The organism is Pantoea sp. At-9b (assembly GCF_000175935.2).
Lineage (GTDB): Bacteria > Pseudomonadota > Gammaproteobacteria > Enterobacterales > Enterobacteriaceae > Pantoea.
On record NC_014837.1, the window covers coordinates 1,235,072 to 1,254,515 of the forward strand.

Below are 19,444 nucleotides of genomic sequence, written 5' to 3' on the forward strand. Positions count from 1 at the left end.
TTAAGCGAATGATAGCAGACCGGGCAAAGTGGCGGAACTTGTAAAGCCGTGACTTTTGTTCCTGCGTGCGGTCTGCGCGAGTTACGACAGTTTGAGTTGCGCCAGCAGCATTTGTTCAATCAATTCGCTACGGCTGATGTTTTGCTGCTCTGCCAGTGTATTGAGCGCGTCAACCGCCTCACTACTCATTTTCAGCTCCACGCGACGCAGACCACGCACTTTGTCACGTTTTAGCTGGTTACGCTTGTTAATGCGCAACTGTTCGTCACGCGTAAGCGGACTGGTTTTAGGGCGACCAGGACGTCGCTCATCCGCGAAGAGATCGAGCGTGGTACGGTCAGTTTGTTCTTTTGCCATTTTTTGTAAAACTGAGTGGGCGCGAACGGCGGAAAGGCGCTGCGCAATTTATACATTATCGGCCCCTGCCTCGGCGAAAAAATCATCCGGGGCAAATTTTTAGCGCGACATCATACTCCAGCACTCCTTGCGACGCCAACCTTAAACGGTTTACGGCAAGCTTTTGCTTTTACAGTACAAAAAAACGGCGAACTGCGCGTAAAACCGCCTCAGGCTTTTCGGCATGAACCCAGTGGCCCGCGCCACTGATGACATGCGCATGTGCCTGCGGGAACTGCCGCAGCAGCGCGTCGCGATACTGATTGTCCAGATAAGGTGATTCGCTGCCGCGGATAAACAATGCCGGATGCGGCCAGGCCGGGACCTCTTGCCAGCCGGAAATGGTGGCGTAGTTATCCCACAGCACCGGCACGTTGAAGCGCCATTCCCCATCCTGAAACGACTTCAGGATGAACTGAATCACACCTTCTTCCCTAAGCAGGGTGCGCATCACCGCAGCGGCTTCACTGCGTCGTGTCACCCCGGCTGCGCTCACCGCACGGATGGCGGCAAAAATCTCATCATGGCGACGCGTCTGGTAATCCACCGGTGCGATATCAATCATCACCAGCTTTTCAATGCGTTCCGGTGCCATGGCGCTTAGCGTCATGGCAATTTTGCCGCCCATCGAATGACCGATGACGCCAACGCGTTCCAGGCCGTGGGCGTCGAGGGTTGCGACGATATCTTCGGCCATCGCCGCATAGTTCATCACGTCGCTACGCGCCGAGAGACCGTGATTGCGGACATCCACCTGCAAGGTGGGGCGGGCATCACGCAGGCCACGTGCCAGCACACCAAGGTTATCCAGGCTGCCAAACAGGCCATGAATTAACAGAATTGGGGGAGCATCAGGGGCAGATTGTTCAGTTTGCAGACGGGCATTCAAAATCATGGCAAAGTTCTTACGGTTGTGGGCTGCGCTTAGGTTATCATGAATCCACCTGTCCAGGAGCCAGCCTGCCAGGCATTAGGGCATATTCCGACTTTTGCCCTGAAACGATGCCAGCGCTATCGGCTGCCTGGGATTTAACTTTATAATCCTCATGTTAGAGCCCGCTCACATTTTGCACGGCAGGATTTTGCTAAGGCCGTTGTAGAAATGCGTGGTTCTGTCATTTGCCAGAATCGTACGGAAAAAGATGAAAACGATTGAAGTTGACGAAGAACTCTACCGTTATATTGCCAGCCACACCCAGCACATTGGTGAAAGCGCCTCCGAAATTTTGCGCCGCATGCTGAAGTTCACCGCCGGTCAGTCTGCCCCTGCAACCCCTGCTGTGGCTCAGGCTTCGGCAAAAGAAGCCCAGCCGGTAGCGGCGCAGGCACGTCCACAGGATCGCGTGCGCGCGGTGCGTGAGCTGTTACTTTCCGATGAGTACGCGGAGCAGAAAAAGGCGGTTAACCGCTTTATGCTGGTGTTGTCAACGCTCTATCGTCTTGATCCCGCAGCCTTTGCGGATGCCACGGCATCACTGCAAGGACGCACTCGCGTCTACTTTGCCGGTGATGAGCATACGCTGCTGCAAAATGGCACCCATACTAAGCCGAAGCATGTGCCCGGCACGCCGTACTGGGTGATCACCAATACCAATACCGGTCGCAAATGCAGCATGGTGGAACACATCATGTTAGCCATGCAGTTCCCACAGGAACTGACAGAGAAAGTTTGCGGCACAATTTAAACCGAAGCGTCAGGGAGAAGCGCCAATGGCCAATCACCCCCGTGCCGGGCAGCCCGCCCAGCAGAGCGATTTGATTAACGTTGCACAATTAACCTCTCAGTACTATGTCCTGAAGCCGGACGTGGACAACCCTGAACATGCGGTGAAATTTGGTACTTCCGGTCACCGTGGTAGCGCAGGACGTCACAGCTTCAACGAAATGCATATTTTGGCGATCGCGCAGGCGATTGCTGAAGATCGTAAGAAGAACGGTATCACCGGCCCGTGCTATGTCGGGAAAGACACCCATGCGCTGTCTGAACCGGCGATTCTGTCGGTACTGGAAGTGCTGGCGGCGAACGGCGTCGATGTGATTGTGCAGCAGGACAACGGCTATACGCCGACGCCGGCGATCTCCAACGCGATCCTTGAGCACAACAAACGCGGTGGGGCACTGGCTGATGGTATCGTCATCACGCCGTCGCACAACCCGCCGGAAGATGGTGGCATCAAGTACAACCCGCCGAATGGTGGCCCGGCCGATACTAACGTCACCAAAGTGGTGGAAGATCGTGCTAACCAGCTGATGAAAGCGGGTCTGAAAGACGTGAAACGTCTGCCACTGGATCAGGCGTGGGCCAGCGGCCATATCGTTGAGCAGGATCTGATTCAACCTTATGTTGAGGGGCTGGCGCAGGTCATCGACTTCCCGGCGATTAAGAAAGCAGGCCTGAAAATGGGTGTCGATCCACTGGGTGGCTCCGGGATGGCCTATTGGCAGCGTATCGCTGAGCACTACCAGCTCGATATCACCATTGTGAACGATGCGATCGATCAGACCTTCCGTTTCATGCATCTGGATAAAGATGGCGTGGTGCGTATGGACTGCTCGTCAGAATGTGCCATGGCGGGCCTGCTGGCTTACCGTGACAAATTCGATCTGGCCTTCGGTAACGATCCGGATTACGACCGCCACGGCATCGTAACACCGGCGGGTCTGATGAACCCGAACCACTACCTGGCGGTTGCGATCAACTACCTGTTCCAGCATCGTCCGCAGTGGGGCAAAGATGTCGCCGTGGGTAAAACCCTGGTGTCCAGCGCGATGATTGACCGCGTGGTAAACGACATTGGCCGTAAGCTGGTGGAAGTGCCGGTGGGCTTCAAATGGTTCGTAGATGGCCTGTTTGACGGCAGCTTTGGCTTTGGTGGTGAAGAGAGCGCCGGAGCATCGTTCCTGCGTTTCGACGGTACGGCCTGGTCCACCGATAAAGACGGCATCATCCTGTGCCTGCTGGCGGCAGAAATCACCGCCGTCACCGGTAAAAACCCGCAGCAGCATTATGATGAGCTGGCCGCGCGCTTTGGCGCACCAAGCTACAACCGTTTGCAGGCTGCGGCGACCTCGGCACAGAAAGCGGCCCTGTCGAAGCTGTCACCAGAGATGGTGAGCGCTGACACGCTGGCGGGTGACCCGATCACTGCACGTCTGACGGCGGCACCGGGTAACGGTGCTTCGATTGGGGGTCTGAAGGTGATGACGGAGAACGGCTGGTTTGCCGCGCGCCCGTCCGGCACCGAAGATGCCTACAAAATCTACTGTGAAAGCTTCCTCGGCGCAGAGCATCGCCAGCTGATTGAGAAAGAAGCGGTAGAGATCGTGAGCGAAGTGTTGAAAAACGCCTAAGCGAAGCGAAAGGGAAAAAGGCGCGTAATGCGCCTTTTTTTATGGCAGCGCGATACATGGCATCATGCCGCCCAGTTCAGACAGGCCTGTAGCGGCGCGATTTATTGCGCTCTTTTGACCTTTGTGGTGATAAACCTGCGCGATAAATCGCGCCGCTACGGCATAAAGCGATAGCCAATACCGGTTTCGGTCAGCAAATGGTTGGGCTGAGTGGGATTGGCTTCCAGTTTCTGGCGCAAATGTCCCATATAAATGCGCAGATAGTGACTGTGTTCCACCGCATTCGGTCCCCACACCTGGTTCAGCAACTGGCGTTGTGTCAGCACCTTACCGGCATTGTTCAGCAACAGGCTGAGCAGGCGGAATTCGGTCGGGGTCAGATGCACCTCTTCACCGCTGCGCAATACCCGTCGTGCCGCCAGATCAACGGTAACCTCACCAAAACTCAACACCGGGTCAGGCTGGCTGCCCTGATGACGGCGCAATGCCACACGCACCCGTGCCAGCAGTTCACCAATGCCAAAGGGTTTGGTGAGATAGTCATCCGCACCGGCATCCAGCGCCGCGATTTTATCCTGTTCATCAGTGCGGGCAGATAACACAATCACCGGCATGCTGCTCCACTGGCGTACTTCGCGGATAAAATCATTGCCATCGCCGTCGGGTAAACCGAGGTCGAGGATCACCAAATCGGGTTTGCGCGTAGCGGCTTCAATCAGCCCGCGCTGCAACTGCTCCGCTTCCACAATTTTTAACCCTTCCCCCTCCAGCGCCAAGCGCACGAAACGGCGGATCTCCTTTTCATCTTCAACGATCAAGATGGTGGTCACACGAACTCCTGCGGCAAAAATGGATAACAGCCCACTGTAGCAATAAATTGCGCCGACGTCCGTGTGGAAGTTTGTTACCCAGCAGGAACCATGCGTTTACATTTATGTAACTTAATTCCAGGTTGACGTTGAAATGGACAAAAAAAGATCAAAAAAGTGGTCGGATGAGTAGTAAAATTACACAACCAGGCGTAATATTCGTGTCAGATCACATTTTCTAAGACTCACCAGGAGGCAACCATGTATCAGGCATACCCGTTCTACAAAGTTGTGCTGCGCCGTGCGCTGGTGGTGTTACTGGGGGTGCTGGCGCTCCCTGTGATGCTGTTCCGTGCCGATCGCGCACGCTTCTACAGCTACCTGCATCGTATGTGGTGCAAAACCAGCGCGAAGCCAGTCTGGCTGGCGCAATCTGAAGCAGCAAGCGGCATTTTCTGGTAACGCTGTATCGCTGCTGCTCCACCCGGTGCCTTCTCTGAAGCACCGGGTTTTTTTATGCCATTTTCTCACGGCACATCATCCTTGACGCTGTGTTTGACGTGCATTTCAGCTACACTTAAAACCTCTACAAGATTTCGGAGGTTGTACAAGTATGCGCGAAAAAATTCCTGTCGGTATCAGTGCCTGCCTGCTCGGGGATAACGTCCGCTTTGATGGCGGCCATAAGCGTTTTGCCTTTGCGACAGACGAACTCTCCCCCTTTGTGCAGTTTGACGCGGTGTGCCCGGAGATGGCGATTGGTCTGCCGACGCCGCGCCCGGCACTGCGTCTGGTGAAAGAGGACGATGCGCGGGTGCATCTTTGCTTCAGTAAAACGGGCGGCGATGAGGTCACTGACCAGATGGCGCAGTGGTCGGCGCAGCGGGTGCAATCGTTGCACCATCTGTGTGGCTACATCCTGTGTGCTAAATCCCCCAGTTGCGGTCTTGAGCGGGTACGGGTGTATGACCCGGACACCAACAATAACCGTAAAGCCGGAACCGGCATTTTCACCGAATTTCTCCAGCGCGAGCTGCCGTGGTTGCCGCTGGAGGAGGATGGCCGTCTGCACGATGCGGAAATCCGCGAGAACTTTATCGGGCGCGTTTACGCTCTGCATGAGTTCAATCAGATGTGGCGCAATGGCCTGACGCGTCATCAACTGGTGGCATTCCACAGCCGCTTCAAATTGCTGCTGTTGTCTCATTCTCAGGATGAATACCGCGAGCTGGGACGTTTCGTGGCGAAGATGGAGACGTGGGCGTCGCTGGAGGATTACGCCTTTGAATACCGCAACCGGCTGATGCGGCTGCTGGCGCATCCATCAACCCGACGCAACCATACCAATGTGCTGATGCATGTGCAGGGCTATTTCCGCCGTCAGCTGACCTCGGCACAACGTCAGGAGCTGGCTTTGCTGATTGACCGTTACCGTCGTGGGGTGCAGCCGCTACTGGCACCGATCACCATGCTGAAACACTACATGGCGGAATTCCCGCACCCGTGGCTGGCTCAGCAACGCTATTTTGACCCTTACCCGGAAGCGCTGCGTCTGCGCTATGGCCAATAATCTCAGGAGTGTTATGACCACCCATCTCGTCTGGCTGCGCAATGATTTACGTATCAATGACAACAGCGCATTGCATGCCGCCTGTCGCGACCCTGGTGCGCGCGTGCTGGCGCTGTTTATCGCCACGCCCGGCCAGTGGCAGCAACATCATATGGCACCCAAACAGGCCGCGTTTATTTATCAGAGCCTGTGTCTGTTGCAGGCCGCGCTGGCGGAGCGGGGCATTCCGCTGCATTACCAGCAGTGCGACGACTTCGCCGCGTCACTGGAGGTGCTGGCGGATTTTTGCCAGCAGCAGCAGGTGGATCAGCTGTTTTACAACTACCAATACGAAATCAATGAACGTCAGCGCGATGCCGCGGCAGAAAAGCGCCTTGATGATCAGGGGGTGATTTGCCAGGGCTTTGATGACAGCCTGCTGTTAGCGCCGGGTAGTGTGCAAACGGGCAACCACACCATGTTCAAGGTGTTTACGCCGTTCAGTAAGGCCTTTGTCCGTCGTCTGCATCAGGGACTGCCTGAGTGCCATATGGCCCCGCGTGCCCGCCAGGGTGCGCCGATTAACGTCGAGAAAAAAATCCCGCCTTTTGACTATCCGATGGAGGATTTCGACGTCACGCTGTTTCCCGCCGGCGAAGAGGCCGCATTGCAACAGCTGCGCCATTTCGCGCAGCAATCCGTGGTGGATTATGCCGCTGAACGCGATAAACCCGCCGTGGATGGCACCAGCCGGTTGTCGGTGTACCTGGCGACCGGCGTATTGTCGCCACGTCAGTGCCTGCATCGCATCCTCAAACAGCACCCGGATGCACTGGATGGCGGCCTGGCATTTGTCTGGCTGAACGAATTGATCTGGCGTGAGTTCTATCGTCATCTGATGGTGGCGTTTCCCGCCTTGTGCAAGCATCAGCCGTTTGTCGGCTGGACGCGCCATGTGCGTTGGCAGAAGAATCAACGGCATCTCACTGCCTGGCAGCAGGGCAAAACCGGCTATCCGATTGTGGACGCGGCGATGCGTCAACTGAATGCGTTGGGCTGGATGCATAATCGTTTACGCATGATTGTCGCCTGTTTTCTGGTGAAAGATTTGCTGATCGACTGGCATGACGGGGAACGCTATTTCATGCAGCAGCTGATGGATGGTGACCTCGCGGCCAATAACGGGGGATGGCAGTGGGCGGCCTCTACCGGTACCGATGCGGCACCCTATTTTCGCATCTTTAACCCGACCACCCAGGGCGAACGCTTTGACCCGCAGGGGGCGTTTATTCGCCAGTGGTTGCCCGAGCTGGCGGTGGTGCCGGATGCGCATATCCATCAACCCCATGTCTGGGCGCAGAAAAATAACATGACACTCGCTTATCCTGCGCCGATCGTGGAACATAAGGACGCACGTAAAAAGACACTGGACGCCTTTGAGCGCGCGCGCAGCGCGGCTTGACGGCTCAGGGAGCCATTATGAATCATGTTGAATTAGAGCACATCGTTAACCAGCAGCTGAACAGCAGCACTTTCAGTGACTATGCGCCCAATGGGTTACAGGTCGAAGGCCGTTCGGAGGTTAACACCATTATCACCGGTGTCACCGCCTGTCAGGCCTTGCTGGACGAAGCGGTGAAACGCAATGCCGATGCGGTGATGGTGCATCACGGCTACTTCTGGAAAAGCGAAGCCCCGGTGATTAAAGGGATGAAACGCCAGCGTCTGCGCACGCTGCTGGCCAATGATATCAACCTGTATGGTTGGCATCTGCCGCTCGATGCCCATCCACATCTCGGCAATAACGCGCAGTTGGCGCGGTTGTTCGATATTGAGGTAAAGGGTGAAATCATGCCGCTGGTCCCCTGGGGCGAGCTGACGCAGCCGTTGAGCGGAGAAGCGCTGGCACAGCGTATTGCCCAGGCGCTGGGACGCACGCCACTGCACTGCGGTGATAACGCGCCGGAGAAAATCAAACGCATCGCCTGGTGTAGCGGCGGCGGTCAGGGCTTTATTGATAGCGCGGCCGCGTTTGGCGTTGACGCGTTTATCACCGGCGAAGTGTCGGAGCAAACCATCCACAGTGCGCGCGAACAGGGGCTGCATTTCTTTGCCGCAGGTCATCACGCGACCGAACGTGGCGGCATCAAGGCGCTGGGGGAATGGCTGGCACAGAGCTATGGCCTCGACGTCACCTTCATTGATATCGACAATCCTGCCTGATTTTTCAGCTATTACGCCCTTAGCTGCGGCCGGGGGCGCAAATCGGTTGACACACCTCTGACACTTTCGCATAACTGGTTGCCTTTAAAGCATAAGCGACACGCGTTTATCGGGCAGCACTAACGGTTGGCTGCCAGTGAGAAAGTGAATCAGGAGGTGGGTTTTGCAACGAGCACGTTGTTATCTGCTGGGAGAACGCGCGGTGGTGCTGGAGCTGGAGCCACCGGTTTCCTTAGCCAGCCAGCAACGCATCTGGGGATTGTGCCAGCGGCTACAGGGTAACGAAAAAGTGTCGGAAGTCATTCCCGGCATGAATAATCTGACGCTGCTGCTGCGCGATCCGCAGCACAATGCATTGGATGCCATCGAAAGTCTGCAACGCTGGTGGGAAGAGAGTGAAGCGCAGCGACCGGAATCGCGTCTGGTCGAGATCCCGGTGGTGTATGGCGGTGACGCCGGACCGGATTTAACGGTGGTCGCCGAACATGCCGGTATGACGCCCCGCCAGGTGGTTGAGCTGCACAGCAGCACCGACTATGTGGTTTATTTTATTGGCTTTCAGCCAGGATTCCCCTATCTGGGCGGCCTTGATAGCCGCTTACATACGCCGCGTCGCGCCGAACCGCGCGTGATTGTGCCTGCCGGTTCGGTCGGTATTGGCGGCAGCCAAACCGGCGTCTACCCGCTGGCAACCCCGGGCGGTTGGCAATTGCTGGGGCAAACCGCCATCAACCTGTTTGATCCCCAACAACAACCGCCAACGTTGTTGCGTCCCGGCGACAGTGTGCGCTTTGTGCCGCAAAAGGAGGGCGTATGCTAAAAATTCTTCGCGCTGGCTTGATGACTTCGTTGCAGGATCAGGGACGCAACGGCTGGCGGCAGTTTGGTATCAGCGTCAGCGGCGCGCTCGATCAACCGGCCATGCGCACCGCCAACATGCTGGTGGGCAACGCGGAAGGCAGTGCTGTTCTGGAGATTGTGCTGGGGCAGTTTAAAGCACAATTCCAGCGTGATGGCTGGTTCGCCCTGACCGGTGCAGGCTGCAATGCCGATCTGGACGGCAAACCCGTCTGGACCGGCTGGCGTCTGCCGGTGAAAAAAGGCCAGGTGCTCAGTCTGTCGATGCCGGTGCACGGTATGCGCAGCTACCTGGCGGTCAACGGCGGCTTTGCCGTGCCAGAAATGCTGGACTCCACCAGTACCGATCTGAAGGCCGGATTCGGTGGCTATCAAGGACGTAAGTTGCAGGATGGCGATCTGCTGCCGCTTGGCAAGGCCACCCGTGACTTCAGTAAAAAAGCCGGGGTGCGACAGTTGCTGTGGGGCAATCGTATCCGCGCGCTGCCGGGTCCGGAATACAACGAATTTACCCGCGAAGCGCAGGAAGGCTTCTGGCGCAGCGCGTGGAAGCTCAGCCCGCAAAGTAACCGCATGGGTTACCGTTTACAGGGGCGCACGCTGCACCGTAAAGCCACGCGTGACTTGTTGTCACACGGTCTGGTGCCGGGTGTGGTGCAGGTGCCGCCTAACGGCCAGCCGATTGTCTTAATGGCTGATGCACAAACTACCGGCGGATACCCGCGTATTGCCTGCATTATTGAAGCGGATCTCTACCATTTAGCCCAGATCCGTCTCGGCGAACCGATTCATTTTACTCATTGCACGCTGGAAGAGGCGATGCAGGCAAAACAGCAGCAACAGCGCGTATTTGATCAGATGACCTGGGGACTATCACGTGAAAATTGATCTCAACGCCGACCTCGGCGAAGGCAGTGCCAGCGATCAGGAACTGTTGCAACTGGTCAGCTCCGCCAACATTGCCTGCGGTTTTCATGCCGGTGATGCGGCGACCATGCTGCAATCGGTGCGCTGGGCGCAGGCGGCAGGTGTCGCGATTGGCGCACATCCCAGCTTTCCCGACCGGGAAAATTTTGGTCGCACCGCCATGCAATTACCGCCCGCTATCGTTTACGCGCAGATGATCTACCAGATTGGCGCATTGAAAAGCATGGCCGAAAGTGAAGGCGCGCAGCTGGTGCACGTCAAACCACACGGCATGCTGTACAACCAGGCCGCAGCCGATCCACAGCTGGCGGATACCATTGCCCGTGCGGTGAAAGCGGTTGATGCCCGTTTGATTCTGGTGGGCCTGGCAGGCAGCGATTCGATCCGTGCCGCGCAACATTATGGGCTGAAGACACGCGAAGAGGTATTTGCTGATCGCGGTTATCAATCCAGTGGTGCGCTGGTGCCGCGTGGTCAGCCCGGGGCATTGATTGAGGACACGGCACAGTCGATCGCCCACACACTGACGATGGTGCAACAGCGCAAAGTACAAAGCATCTCGGGTGAGTGGGTGACGGTGAATGCGGAAACCGTGTGCCTGCATGGCGATGGCGCTCACGCGCTGCAATTTGCTCACGCGTTACGCGCGACCTTTGCGGCACAGCACATCACGGTGACCAGCGTATAAGTTTCGAACAATTACCCGGCTACACATTCCGTAGCGGCGCGATTTATCGCGCTGTTTTCAGGCATTTCATGGTCTGCCAAAACCCGCACGATAAATCGTGCCGCTACGACCAGGTGCAAGCAAGCCGGGCTTTTTATTTCTAATAAGGGGAGAAAACATGGAGAGCGTGGTGAATCTTTGGCCGCTGCTGGGTATTGCCGCCATCGTGATCGGCTTTGTGTTGCGGTTTAACCCGGTACTGGTGGTGATTGTGGCCGGTTTTGTCACCGGGCTGTCGGCACATATGCCGCTGGCCGATATCCTGGAAAAACTGGGTGCCGGATTTCTGAATACCCGCAACTTGCCGTTGATTCTGTTGCTGCCGCTGGCGGTCATCGGCCTGTTGGAGCGCCATGGATTGAAAGAGCGGGCGCAGACCTGGATCGCGCAGATCAAAACCGCCACGGCGGGACGTCTGCTGATTGTCTATTTGTTTGTGCGTGAAATTACCGCCGCACTGGGGTTGACCAGCCTCGGCGGGCACCCACAAATGGTGCGCCCGTTACTGGCACCGATGGCGGAAGGGGCCACGGAAAATCGCTATGGCGAGGTATCGCCGGAGGTACGTCATCGCCTGCGTGCCATGTCGGCTGCCACCGATAATGTCGGGCTGTTCTTTGGTGAGGATATCTTTGTCGCCTTTGGTGCCATTATCTTTATGCACAACTTTATGCAAGAGTCAGCAGGCATCCAGACTGAGCCGTTGCATATCGCGGTATGGGGCATTCCCACGGCGATTTGCGCCTTTCTGATCCACTCCGCCCGCTTGATCCGTCTCGACCGCCAGTTGGCGCGCGAGCTGGGTGCGTTGAATCAACAGGCGTTGCAAGTCAAAGGAGCGAAATGATGTTCCAGCAACAATATCTGATGTGGCTGGCAGGCATTATTCTGCTGATCGTCGCCGTGTGTTCCTGGCGGGATCGAGCCAATCCACGGCGTCTGACCACCGGATTGTTTTGGGCGCTGTATGGGGTGATCTTTCTGATTGGCGATGGCGCTGAACAATGGATGACACCGCGCTCGCTGCATATCGCCGTGGGCGTGGCGGTGGTAGTCATGGCGTTGATTGCCGGGTTTGGCGGCGTGCGTCTGGGTCGTTATCACCAGCGTAGCGACGAAGAAAAACAGGCCAGCGCCAAACGCCTTGGCAATACCCTGTTTATCCCGGCGTTGGCGATTCCGGTTGTCACCGTGATTGGCGTTCTTGCCTTTAACAATCTCCCGGGCCTGCAACAGGCGGTGTTTGGCCCCGGAAATCATTCCACGCTGGTCACGCTGTTCTCAATGATGCTGGGATGCCTGATTGGCTGGCTGGTGGCACTGAAACTGACCCGGGAAAAGCCGATGCAATCGATGCAGGAGACGCGTCGTTTGCTGGATGCTGTCGGCTGGGCCTTTATCCTGCCGCAAATTCTTGCCACGCTGGGCCTGCTGTTCACCAGCGCCGGGGTCGGTAACGCGATTTCACATTTAACCGAGCAGTACCTCGCGGTGGATAATCGCTTTATCGCCGTCGCGGTCTACGCCATCGGTATGGCGCTGTTGACCATGGTGATGGGCAACGCCTTTGCAGCGTTTCCGATCGTCACTGCCGGTATCGGCATCCCGATTCTGGTGTTGCAACACCACGGTAACCCGGCGGTGATGGCGGCGATTGGCATGTTCTCCGGCTATTGCGGTACGTTGATGACCCCCATGGCGGCTAACTTCAACATCGTCCCGGCGCGTCTGCTGGAACTGCCAGACCGCAATGCGGTGATCAAAGCGCAGGTGCCGACCGGCGTTATGCTATTGGTGGTCAATATTTTCCTGCTGTGGTTCATGATGTTTTTGTGAGGAAAGAATGAAAACGGTATTAATGACCGCGTTTGAGCCTTTTGAGGGCGAAAGCATTAACCCTTCGTGGGAAGCGGTGCGATCCTTTGATGGGAAGGTGATTGACGGTGCGCGCGTGGTCGCGCGTCAGTTGCCGGTGGCTTACAGCCGCTGTGGCGCAGTGCTGACGCAGGCGCTGGAAGCGTTGCAACCCGATCGTATTCTTTGTATTGGCCAGGCTGGTGGGCGCAGCGATATTACCGTGGAGCGGGTGGCCATCAACATTGATGATGCGCGCATTCCTGATAATGAGGGACAACAGCCGATTGATCAGCCGGTGGTGGTGGGTGGACCGGCGGCTTACTTTTCAACATTGCCGATCAAGGCGATCGTTGCCGCAACGCGTGAGGCGGGTGTACCGGCATCGGTATCACAAACGGCCGGTACCTTTACCTGTAATCATGTGATGTATCGCCTGTTGCACTGGCTGGCGACACATCAGGGCAGCGCGCGCGGCGGTTTTATTCATATCCCATATCTGCCGGAACAGGCGGTGAAACATCCGGGTGCGCCAAGTATGGCGGCGGCCAGTGTGATGCTGGCGCTGGAGATGGCGATCCGCGTCACGCTCAAGGTGGATCAGGATTTACAGGTCGCGGGTGGCGCGACCCATTAACAGGAGTCGTCATGCCTGAAGGACCGGAGATCCGCCGCGCGGCGGATCAACTGGCGGCGGCGATGACGGGCAAACCGCTCACGGATGTGTGGTTTGCCTTTCCGCAGCTGAAAACTTACGAACCGGCGCTACTGGGTGCAACCGTGACGGCGATTGAAACCCGGGGGAAGGCGCTACTGACCCATTTCTCCAATGGTTTGACGCTCTACAGCCATAACCAGCTGTACGGTGTCTGGCGCGTGGTGCCGACCGGCACAGCACCGCAAACCGCCCGTCAGTTGCGGGTGCGACTGGCCAATGTCGACCAGACCATTCTGCTCTACAGCGCGTCCGATATCGAGCTGCTCAACGCGGAGACGCTGGCGACCCATCCGTTTTTACAACGTGTCGGCCCGGATGTGCTGGATGCCAGCCTGACGGTGGAGGCGGTGCAGGAGCGGTTATTGTCGCCACGCTTTCGACGGCGGCAATTCAGCGGCTTGCTGCTGGATCAGGCGTTTCTCGCTGGCCTCGGCAACTATCTACGGGTCGAGATTCTGTGGCATGCGCAGTTGCTGGCGCAGCATCGTGCGCTGGATTTGCATGCCGCACAGATTCAGGCGCTGAGTGAAGCGCTGCTGGCGGTGCCGCGCCACTCGTATCAGATGCGAGGCAGCATGAAAAAATACCATGAAGATGCGGCGTTTCGCTTTGAGGTGTTTCATCGCCAGGGGAAAAAGTGCCGACGCTGTGGAACGCTGATCGAGAAGGGCGTGTTGTCATCCCGCCCGTTTTATTGGTGTCCGGGGTGCCAGAGATAGCGATGTGATGGATGCTGCGGAATGAAAAGGGCGGGATAACCCGCCCTTAAACTTACTTCTTCAGCGCCGAGTTGAAAGGACGCTCGGTATAACCGGTGTACAGCTGACGTGGACGGGCAATCTTCATGCCTTCGTCATGCATCTCTTTCCAGTGCGCAATCCAGCCGACGGTACGCGCCATCGCGAAGATCACGGTAAACATGGAAGACGGGATGCCCATCGCTTTCAGAATAATGCCAGAGTAGAAATCGACGTTCGGATAGAGTTTACGCTCAATGAAGTACGGGTCGTTCAACGCGATATGTTCCAGCTCCATCGCCACTTCCAGCAAATCATCTTTCATACCCAGCTCGTTCAGTACTTCGTGACAGGTTTCACGCATCACGGTGGCACGCGGGTCGTAATTTTTGTACACGCGGTGGCCGAAGCCCATCAGACGGAACGAATCGTTCTTATCTTTGGCACGACGCACGAATTCCGGGATGTGGTCTACGGTGCTGATCTCTTCCAGCATGCGCAGGGTGGCTTCGTTCGCGCCACCGTGTGCCGGTCCCCACAGGGATGCGATACCGGCCGCGATACAGGCAAACGGGTTCGCGCCAGACGAACCGGCGGTACGCACGGTCGAGGTTGAGGCGTTTTGTTCGTGGTCAGCATGCAGAATCAAAATACGATCCATCGCACGTTCCAGTACCGGGTTAACCTTGTACTCTTCGCACGGCGTGGCGAACATCATATGCAGGAAGTTACCGGCATAGGAAAGGTCGTTGCGCGGATACACGAACGGCTGACCAATCGAGTATTTGTAGCACATCGCGGCCATGGTCGGCATTTTGGACAGCAGGCGGAATGCCGCGATTTCACGGTGACGTTCAATGTTGACGTCCAGCGAGTCGTGATAAAACGCAGCCAGTGCACCGGTCACACCACACATTACCGCCATCGGATGCGAGTCACGGCGGAAGCCATGGAACAGACGGGTGATTTGCTCGTGGATCATGGTGTGGCGGGTAACGGTAACGCGGAATTCTTCAAACTGCTCCTGGGTCGGCGCTTCGCCGTTCAGCAGGATGTAACACACTTCCAGGTAGTTTGAATGGGTAGCCAGTTGATCAATCGGAAAACCGCGATGTAACAAAATACCTTCATCACCATCAATAAAGGTGATTTTAGATTCGCATGACGCTGTAGATGTGAAGCCAGGGTCGAAGGTAAACAGGCCTTTATTGCCGAGTGCGCGGACATCAACGACATCCTGTCCCAGCGTGCCATGCATCACGTCCAGTTCAACTGCCGTATTGTCTTGTAGGGTTAGCGTCACTTTTTTATCTGTCATTTTTCGTCTCCATAGCGCCTTGGTAGGTAAGGATCTTAGACACCAATACAGCCTTCATGTTGCATAAAAACCACAATCTTCACAGTATCACTCTGCGGTCACGTTTGTCGTGTAAGGTAGAGTACAGAGTGCACGATGCGTTAGGGGCAGTGGCGTCCGGGCATGACATGCTGCAAATCGCGGATGTTAAAGATCCTGTCACGACATAACTTCTTGGTAACCAATAACCTGATGCTTTGTAATGCTCTGAGTGGCAATGTTACATAACTTCAGCTTAGGGGAAAGTGTATCCCCATAACTTTTGTGCATCATAGGGCTTTAATGCGTTTGTTTGTAACCGAATTGTTGAACTTTTGTCAAATCAGATAATTAAAAATGTATGAAATGTGAAATCCGTGAGGGCGATCACTGTTCAGCTTAAATGTGACCAAAGAGATTGTAGGGGAATTGTAATCAGAATGTGATCCTCCTATACTGCCGCCAGGTCTCCGGAATACCCTGACACCAGGAGCCACCCAGCGTTTTCCCCGCGTCACTGAACACTGGATGTTGCTTCTTTGGTGACGGTTGCACCCTCAACACGTTCTGTGTCTTGGGTGTAACCCAGGACCGGAGGAAGCAAAATAAAAAAGAGCTGTGTGGGCAAAACCGTGAAAAAACAAAGACCTGTTAACTTGGATCTCTCGACGATCCGGTTTCCCGTTACTGCAATATCGTCCATTCTCCACCGCGTCTCCGGCGTGATCACCTTTGTCGCTCTCGGAATTCTGCTCTGGTTACTGGGTCTCTCTCTCTCTTCTCCTGAAGGTTTCCTGCAAGCCGCGTCCATCATGGACAGCTTCTTCGCCAAATTCATTATGTGGGGCATCCTGACTGCGTTGGCTTATCACGTGGTGGGCGGTATCCGTCATATGTTGGCCGATTTTGGCTTTATGGAAGAAACCCTGCAGGTGGGAACCCGTTCCGCGCAAGCGGCTTTTGTTATCACTGTCGTGCTGTCTATTTTGGCTGGAGTCCTCGTATGGTAAGCAATGCTTCTGCATTAGGACGCAACGGTATTCATGACTGGCTGTTACTGCGTGCTGCTGCAATCTTAATTACGCTCTACATTCTCTACATTCTCGGTTTTGTGGTGATGACCGGCACGCTGACGTATGACGTCTGGCGCGGCTTCTTCGCTTCCTCCTTTACTAAAGTGTTCACGTTGCTGACGCTGTTCTCGATTCTGATCCACGGTTGGATTGGGATGTGGCAGGTCCTGACCGACTACGTGAAACCGCTGGCGACCCGTCTGGTGTTGCAGCTGGTGATTGTGGTGGCGCTGTTGTCCTATGCAATCTATGGAACTGTTGTAGTGTGGGGTGTGTAAATGAGTTTGCCAGTCAGAGAATTTGATGCCGTGGTGATCGGCGCGGGTGGTGCAGGTATGCGCGCCGCTCTGCAAATCTCCCAATCGGGCCTGAGTTGCGCCCTGTTATCGAAAGTGTTCCCAACCCGTTCCCATACTGTATCGGCGCAGGGCGGTATCACCGTAGCGCTGGGTAACTCCCATGAAGATAACTGGGAATGGCACATGTATGACACCGTCAAAGGTTCCGACTATATCGGTGACCAGGACGCGATTGAATATATGTGTAAAACCGGCCCGGAAGCGATTCTGGAGCTGGAGCATATGGGTCTGCCATTCTCCCGTCTTGATGACGGCCGCGTCTACCAGCGTCCGTTTGGTGGTCAGTCAAAAAACTTTGGCGGTGAGCAGGCAGCGCGTACCGCTGCGGCAGCCGACCGTACTGGCCACGCCTTGCTGCATACCCTGTATCAGCAGAACCTGAAAAACAAAACCACCATCTTCTCCGAATGGTATGCGCTGGACCTGGTGAAAAACGCCGACGGTGCCATTGTCGGTTGTACGGCGATCTGCATCGAAACCGGTGAAACCGTCTACTTCAAAGCCAAGGCGACCATCCTTGCCACTGGTGGCGCGGGACGTATTTATCAGTCCACCACCAATGCCCACATCAATACCGGTGACGGCGTCGGCATGGCGTTGCGTGCAGGCGTACCGATGCAGGATATGGAGATGTGGCAGTTCCATCCAACCGGCATTGCTGGTGCGGGTGTGCTGGTCACCGAAGGTTGTCGTGGTGAAGGCGGTTATCTGCTGAACAAACACGGCGAGCGCTTTATGGAGCGTTATGCGCCGAACGCCAAAGACCTGGCGGGCCGTGACGTGGTAGCACGTTCCATGATGGTGGAAATCCGTGAAGGCCGCGGCTGTGATGGTCCGTGGGGGCCGCATATCAAGCTGAAACTTGATCACCTGGGTGCGGAAGTGCTGGAGTCCCGTTTGCCGGGCATTCTCGAACTGTCACGTACCTTTGCTCACGTTGATCCGATTAAAGAACCGATTCCGGTGATCCCAACCTGTCACTACATGATGGGTGGCGTGCCGACCAAAGTCACCGGCCAGGCGCTGCGCGTCAATGAGCAGGGTGAAGATGTCGTGATTCCAGGTTTGTTTGCGGTCGGTGAAATCGCCTGCGTATCCGTACATGGCGCTAACCGCCTCGGCGGAAACTCCCTGCTTGACCTGGTGGTGTTTGGTCGTGCGGCCGGTCTGCATCTGGCGGAGTGTATCGCAGAGCAGGGTGAACTGCGCGATGCCAGTCTGGAAGAGATCGACGCAGCAATGGCGCGTTTCAACCGCTGGGAAAACAACACCACCGGTGAAGATCCGGTTGAGATTCGTAAAGCACTGCAACGTTGCATGCAGAACAACTTCTCGGTGTTCCGTGAAGGTGAAGCGATGGCGCAGGGTCTGGAAGAGCTGAAAGTGATCCGTGAGCGTCTGAAATCCGCACGTCTGGATGACCGTTCACCGGACTTCAATACCCAGCGTATCGAGTGTCTTGAACTGGATAACCTGTTGGAAACCGCGTATGCCACAGCAGTAGCGGCAAACTACCGTACCGAAAGCCGTGGTGCGCATAGCCGCTTCGACTATCCGGATCGCGATGATGAAAACTGGCTGTGCCACAGCCTCTATGTTCCGCAAACGGAAAGCATGACGCGCCGTGAGGTGAACATGCAACCGAAACTGCGTGCGGCCTTCCCGCCGAAAGCGCGTACTTACTAATTGCGGAGATCATCATGAGACTCGAATTTTCAATCTATCGTTACAACCCGGAAGTGGATGACGCGCCGCGCATGCAGGAGTACAGCCTGGAAGCGGAAGACGGTCGCGATATGATGCTGCTGGATGCCCTGATTAAGCTGAAAGAGAAAGATCCGACGCTGGCATTTCGTCGCTCCTGCCGTGAAGGTGTGTGCGGGTCTGATGGCCTGAACATGAACGGCAAAAACGGCCTGGCCTGTATCACACCGGTCTCAGCGTTGGGTAATGGCAGCAAGAAAATTGTCATCCGTCCGCTGCCGGGTTTGCCTGTGATCCGCGATCTGGTGGTGGATATGGGGCAATTCTACGCACAATATGAGAAGATTAAGCCTTACCTGTTGAATAACGGGGAAAATCCACCGGCGCGTGAGCATCTGCAAAGCCCGGCGGACCGTGAGCATCTCGATGGCCTGTATGAGTGTATCCTCTGCGCCTGTTGCTCCACCTCGTGTCCGTCGTTCTGGTGGAACCCGGACAAATTCATTGGTCCGGCTGGTTTGCTGGCCGCTTACCGCTTCCTGATTGACAGTCGTGACACCGAAACGGATGCACGTCTGGACAATCTGAACGATGCTTTCAGTGTATTCCGCTGTCACAGCATCATGAACTGTGTGAGCGTGTGCCCGAAAGGACTAAACCCGACGCGCGCCATCGGCCATATTAAGTCGATGCTGCTGCATCGCGGAGCGTAAAGACGTACCACTGTCCGGGAACCTCAGGTTCCCGGCAGTTTACGGAAGCCTCTATAAGCGCGGTCAACACCACGCTTATAAAGGTTCCCTTACGAGTCGGGCGCCGATAG

Annotated in this window: 21 protein-coding genes; 17 read left to right on the forward strand and 4 right to left on the reverse strand. The window is 56.0% G+C overall.

Annotated elements, in window-relative coordinates; all coding sequences use genetic code 11:
- Positions 1-81 precede the first annotated feature (81 nt).
- Complete coding sequence (gene ybfE / locus PAT9B_RS05565; RefSeq protein ID WP_013508279.1) at positions 82-357, reverse strand: LexA regulated protein; 276 nt, start codon at positions 355-357, stop codon at positions 82-84.
- Between the two features lie 169 nt (positions 358-526).
- A complete protein-coding gene (gene ybfF, locus PAT9B_RS05570; RefSeq protein WP_013508280.1) occupies positions 527-1,291 on the reverse strand; it encodes an esterase in 765 nt (254 codons plus the stop codon).
- Between the two features lie 247 nt (positions 1,292-1,538).
- Here ybfF and seqA point away from each other — a divergent pair, with 247 nt between their 5' ends.
- Together seqA and pgm are read left to right on the forward strand one after the other, a co-directional pair.
- Positions 1,539-2,081, forward strand: coding sequence for a replication initiation negative regulator SeqA (seqA, locus tag PAT9B_RS05575; protein WP_013508281.1), 543 nt, complete (start codon positions 1,539-1,541; stop codon positions 2,079-2,081).
- Between the two features lie 25 nt (positions 2,082-2,106).
- Positions 2,107-3,747: a phosphoglucomutase (alpha-D-glucose-1,6-bisphosphate-dependent) gene (pgm, locus tag PAT9B_RS05580; RefSeq protein ID WP_013508282.1), complete on the forward strand. Its 1,641-nt coding sequence runs from the start codon at positions 2,107-2,109 to the stop codon at positions 3,745-3,747.
- A gap of 155 nt (positions 3,748-3,902) precedes the next feature.
- Here the strand turns inward: pgm and kdpE are convergent, their stop codons facing one another.
- Positions 3,903-4,577 carry a two-component system response regulator KdpE gene (gene kdpE, locus PAT9B_RS05585; protein ID WP_013508283.1) on the reverse strand — a complete coding sequence of 225 codons (675 nt, stop codon included), beginning with the start codon at positions 4,575-4,577 and terminating at the stop codon, positions 3,903-3,905.
- 240 nt (positions 4,578-4,817) lie between these two features.
- On the opposite strand from kdpE, the gene PAT9B_RS05590 reads away from it, so the two are divergent.
- From PAT9B_RS05590 to nei, 11 genes are all read left to right on the forward strand, one after another.
- On the forward strand, positions 4,818-5,018 hold the full coding sequence (locus PAT9B_RS05590) for a DUF2517 family protein (RefSeq protein WP_013508284.1): 201 nt from the start codon (positions 4,818-4,820) through the stop codon (positions 5,016-5,018).
- 151 nt (positions 5,019-5,169) lie between these two features.
- Positions 5,170-6,126: a 2-thiouracil desulfurase family protein gene (locus tag PAT9B_RS05595; RefSeq protein WP_013508285.1), complete on the forward strand. Its 957-nt coding sequence runs from the start codon at positions 5,170-5,172 to the stop codon at positions 6,124-6,126.
- A gap of 13 nt (positions 6,127-6,139) precedes the next feature.
- Positions 6,140-7,567: a deoxyribodipyrimidine photo-lyase gene (gene phrB / locus PAT9B_RS05600; protein WP_013508286.1), complete on the forward strand. Its 1,428-nt coding sequence runs from the start codon at positions 6,140-6,142 to the stop codon at positions 7,565-7,567.
- 17 nt (positions 7,568-7,584) lie between these two features.
- Positions 7,585-8,328, forward strand: coding sequence for a type 2 GTP cyclohydrolase I (locus PAT9B_RS05605; RefSeq protein WP_013508287.1), 744 nt, complete (start codon positions 7,585-7,587; stop codon positions 8,326-8,328).
- Positions 8,329-8,491: 163 nt separating this feature from the next.
- A complete protein-coding gene (gene pxpB, locus PAT9B_RS05610) occupies positions 8,492-9,148 on the forward strand; it encodes a 5-oxoprolinase subunit PxpB (RefSeq protein ID WP_013508288.1) in 657 nt (218 codons plus the stop codon).
- On the forward strand, positions 9,142-10,074 hold the full coding sequence (gene pxpC, locus PAT9B_RS05615; RefSeq protein ID WP_013508289.1) for a 5-oxoprolinase subunit PxpC: 933 nt from the start codon (positions 9,142-9,144) through the stop codon (positions 10,072-10,074). The genes pxpB and pxpC overlap by 7 nt, the downstream gene beginning before the upstream one ends.
- Positions 10,064-10,801, forward strand: a complete 738-nt coding sequence (gene pxpA, locus PAT9B_RS05620; RefSeq protein WP_013508290.1) for a 5-oxoprolinase subunit PxpA — start codon at positions 10,064-10,066, stop codon at positions 10,799-10,801. Before pxpC ends, pxpA begins: the two co-directional genes overlap by 11 nt.
- Before the next feature lie 157 nt (positions 10,802-10,958).
- Positions 10,959-11,687, forward strand: a complete 729-nt coding sequence (locus tag PAT9B_RS05625; protein ID WP_013508291.1) for a DUF969 domain-containing protein — start codon at positions 10,959-10,961, stop codon at positions 11,685-11,687.
- Positions 11,684-12,676, forward strand: coding sequence for a DUF979 domain-containing protein (locus PAT9B_RS05630; protein WP_304413506.1), 993 nt, complete (start codon positions 11,684-11,686; stop codon positions 12,674-12,676). The genes PAT9B_RS05625 and PAT9B_RS05630 overlap by 4 nt, the downstream gene beginning before the upstream one ends.
- A gap of 7 nt (positions 12,677-12,683) precedes the next feature.
- Positions 12,684-13,331: a pyroglutamyl-peptidase I gene (pcp, locus tag PAT9B_RS05635; RefSeq protein ID WP_013508293.1), complete on the forward strand. Its 648-nt coding sequence runs from the start codon at positions 12,684-12,686 to the stop codon at positions 13,329-13,331.
- Between the two features lie 11 nt (positions 13,332-13,342).
- Positions 13,343-14,131, forward strand: coding sequence for an endonuclease VIII (gene nei, locus PAT9B_RS05640; protein ID WP_013508294.1), 789 nt, complete (start codon positions 13,343-13,345; stop codon positions 14,129-14,131).
- A 52-nt stretch (positions 14,132-14,183) separates the two neighbouring features.
- On the opposite strand, the gene PAT9B_RS05645 is transcribed toward nei, so the two are convergent.
- Positions 14,184-15,467: a citrate synthase gene (locus tag PAT9B_RS05645; protein ID WP_013508295.1), complete on the reverse strand. Its 1,284-nt coding sequence runs from the start codon at positions 15,465-15,467 to the stop codon at positions 14,184-14,186.
- 638 nt (positions 15,468-16,105) lie between these two features.
- Between PAT9B_RS05645 and sdhC the strand changes: the two genes are divergently transcribed.
- From sdhC to PAT9B_RS05665, 4 genes are read left to right on the forward strand one after another with little or no spacing between them, the layout of a single operon-like run.
- The gene (gene sdhC, locus PAT9B_RS05650) at positions 16,106-16,495 is read left to right on the forward strand and encodes a succinate dehydrogenase cytochrome b556 subunit (RefSeq protein WP_013508296.1); all 390 of its coding nucleotides are present in this window, start codon (positions 16,106-16,108) and stop codon (positions 16,493-16,495) included.
- On the forward strand, positions 16,489-16,836 hold the full coding sequence (sdhD, locus tag PAT9B_RS05655; RefSeq protein ID WP_013508297.1) for a succinate dehydrogenase membrane anchor subunit: 348 nt from the start codon (positions 16,489-16,491) through the stop codon (positions 16,834-16,836). The genes sdhC and sdhD overlap by 7 nt, the downstream gene beginning before the upstream one ends.
- Complete coding sequence (gene sdhA, locus PAT9B_RS05660; protein WP_013508298.1) at positions 16,837-18,603, forward strand: succinate dehydrogenase flavoprotein subunit; 1,767 nt, start codon at positions 16,837-16,839, stop codon at positions 18,601-18,603.
- A 14-nt stretch (positions 18,604-18,617) separates the two neighbouring features.
- Positions 18,618-19,334, forward strand: coding sequence for a succinate dehydrogenase iron-sulfur subunit (locus tag PAT9B_RS05665; protein WP_013508299.1), 717 nt, complete (start codon positions 18,618-18,620; stop codon positions 19,332-19,334).
- Positions 19,335-19,444: the final 110 nt, after the last annotated feature.

Excerpts from the sequence above, each read along its gene's own strand:
- PAT9B_RS05590 (WP_013508284.1), top strand. The coding sequence starts at position 4,818 with ATGTATCAGGCATACCCGTTCTACAAAGTTGTGCTGCGCCGTGCGCTG.
- PAT9B_RS05625 (WP_013508291.1), top strand. The coding sequence starts at position 10,959 with ATGGAGAGCGTGGTGAATCTTTGGCCGCTGCTGGGTATTGCCGCCATC.
- PAT9B_RS05665 (WP_013508299.1), top strand. The coding sequence starts at position 18,618 with ATGAGACTCGAATTTTCAATCTATCGTTACAACCCGGAAGTGGATGAC.
- sdhD (WP_013508297.1), top strand. The coding sequence starts at position 16,489 with ATGGTAAGCAATGCTTCTGCATTAGGACGCAACGGTATTCATGACTGG.
- sdhA (WP_013508298.1), top strand. The coding sequence starts at position 16,837 with ATGAGTTTGCCAGTCAGAGAATTTGATGCCGTGGTGATCGGCGCGGGT.
- pgm (WP_013508282.1), top strand. The coding sequence starts at position 2,107 with ATGGCCAATCACCCCCGTGCCGGGCAGCCCGCCCAGCAGAGCGATTTG.
- PAT9B_RS05595 (WP_013508285.1), top strand. The coding sequence starts at position 5,170 with ATGCGCGAAAAAATTCCTGTCGGTATCAGTGCCTGCCTGCTCGGGGAT.
- PAT9B_RS05630 (WP_304413506.1), top strand. The coding sequence starts at position 11,684 with ATGATGTTCCAGCAACAATATCTGATGTGGCTGGCAGGCATTATTCTG.
- nei (WP_013508294.1), top strand. The coding sequence starts at position 13,343 with ATGCCTGAAGGACCGGAGATCCGCCGCGCGGCGGATCAACTGGCGGCG.
- PAT9B_RS05605 (WP_013508287.1), top strand. The coding sequence starts at position 7,585 with ATGAATCATGTTGAATTAGAGCACATCGTTAACCAGCAGCTGAACAGC.
- pxpC (WP_013508289.1), top strand. The coding sequence starts at position 9,142 with ATGCTAAAAATTCTTCGCGCTGGCTTGATGACTTCGTTGCAGGATCAG.
- seqA (WP_013508281.1), top strand. The coding sequence starts at position 1,539 with ATGAAAACGATTGAAGTTGACGAAGAACTCTACCGTTATATTGCCAGC.
- phrB (WP_013508286.1), top strand. The coding sequence starts at position 6,140 with ATGACCACCCATCTCGTCTGGCTGCGCAATGATTTACGTATCAATGAC.
- pcp (WP_013508293.1), top strand. The coding sequence starts at position 12,684 with ATGAAAACGGTATTAATGACCGCGTTTGAGCCTTTTGAGGGCGAAAGC.
- ybfF (WP_013508280.1), bottom strand. The coding sequence starts at position 1,291 with ATGATTTTGAATGCCCGTCTGCAAACTGAACAATCTGCCCCTGATGCT.
- PAT9B_RS05645 (WP_013508295.1), bottom strand. The coding sequence starts at position 15,467 with ATGACAGATAAAAAAGTGACGCTAACCCTACAAGACAATACGGCAGTT.
- ybfE (WP_013508279.1), bottom strand. The coding sequence starts at position 357 with ATGGCAAAAGAACAAACTGACCGTACCACGCTCGATCTCTTCGCGGAT.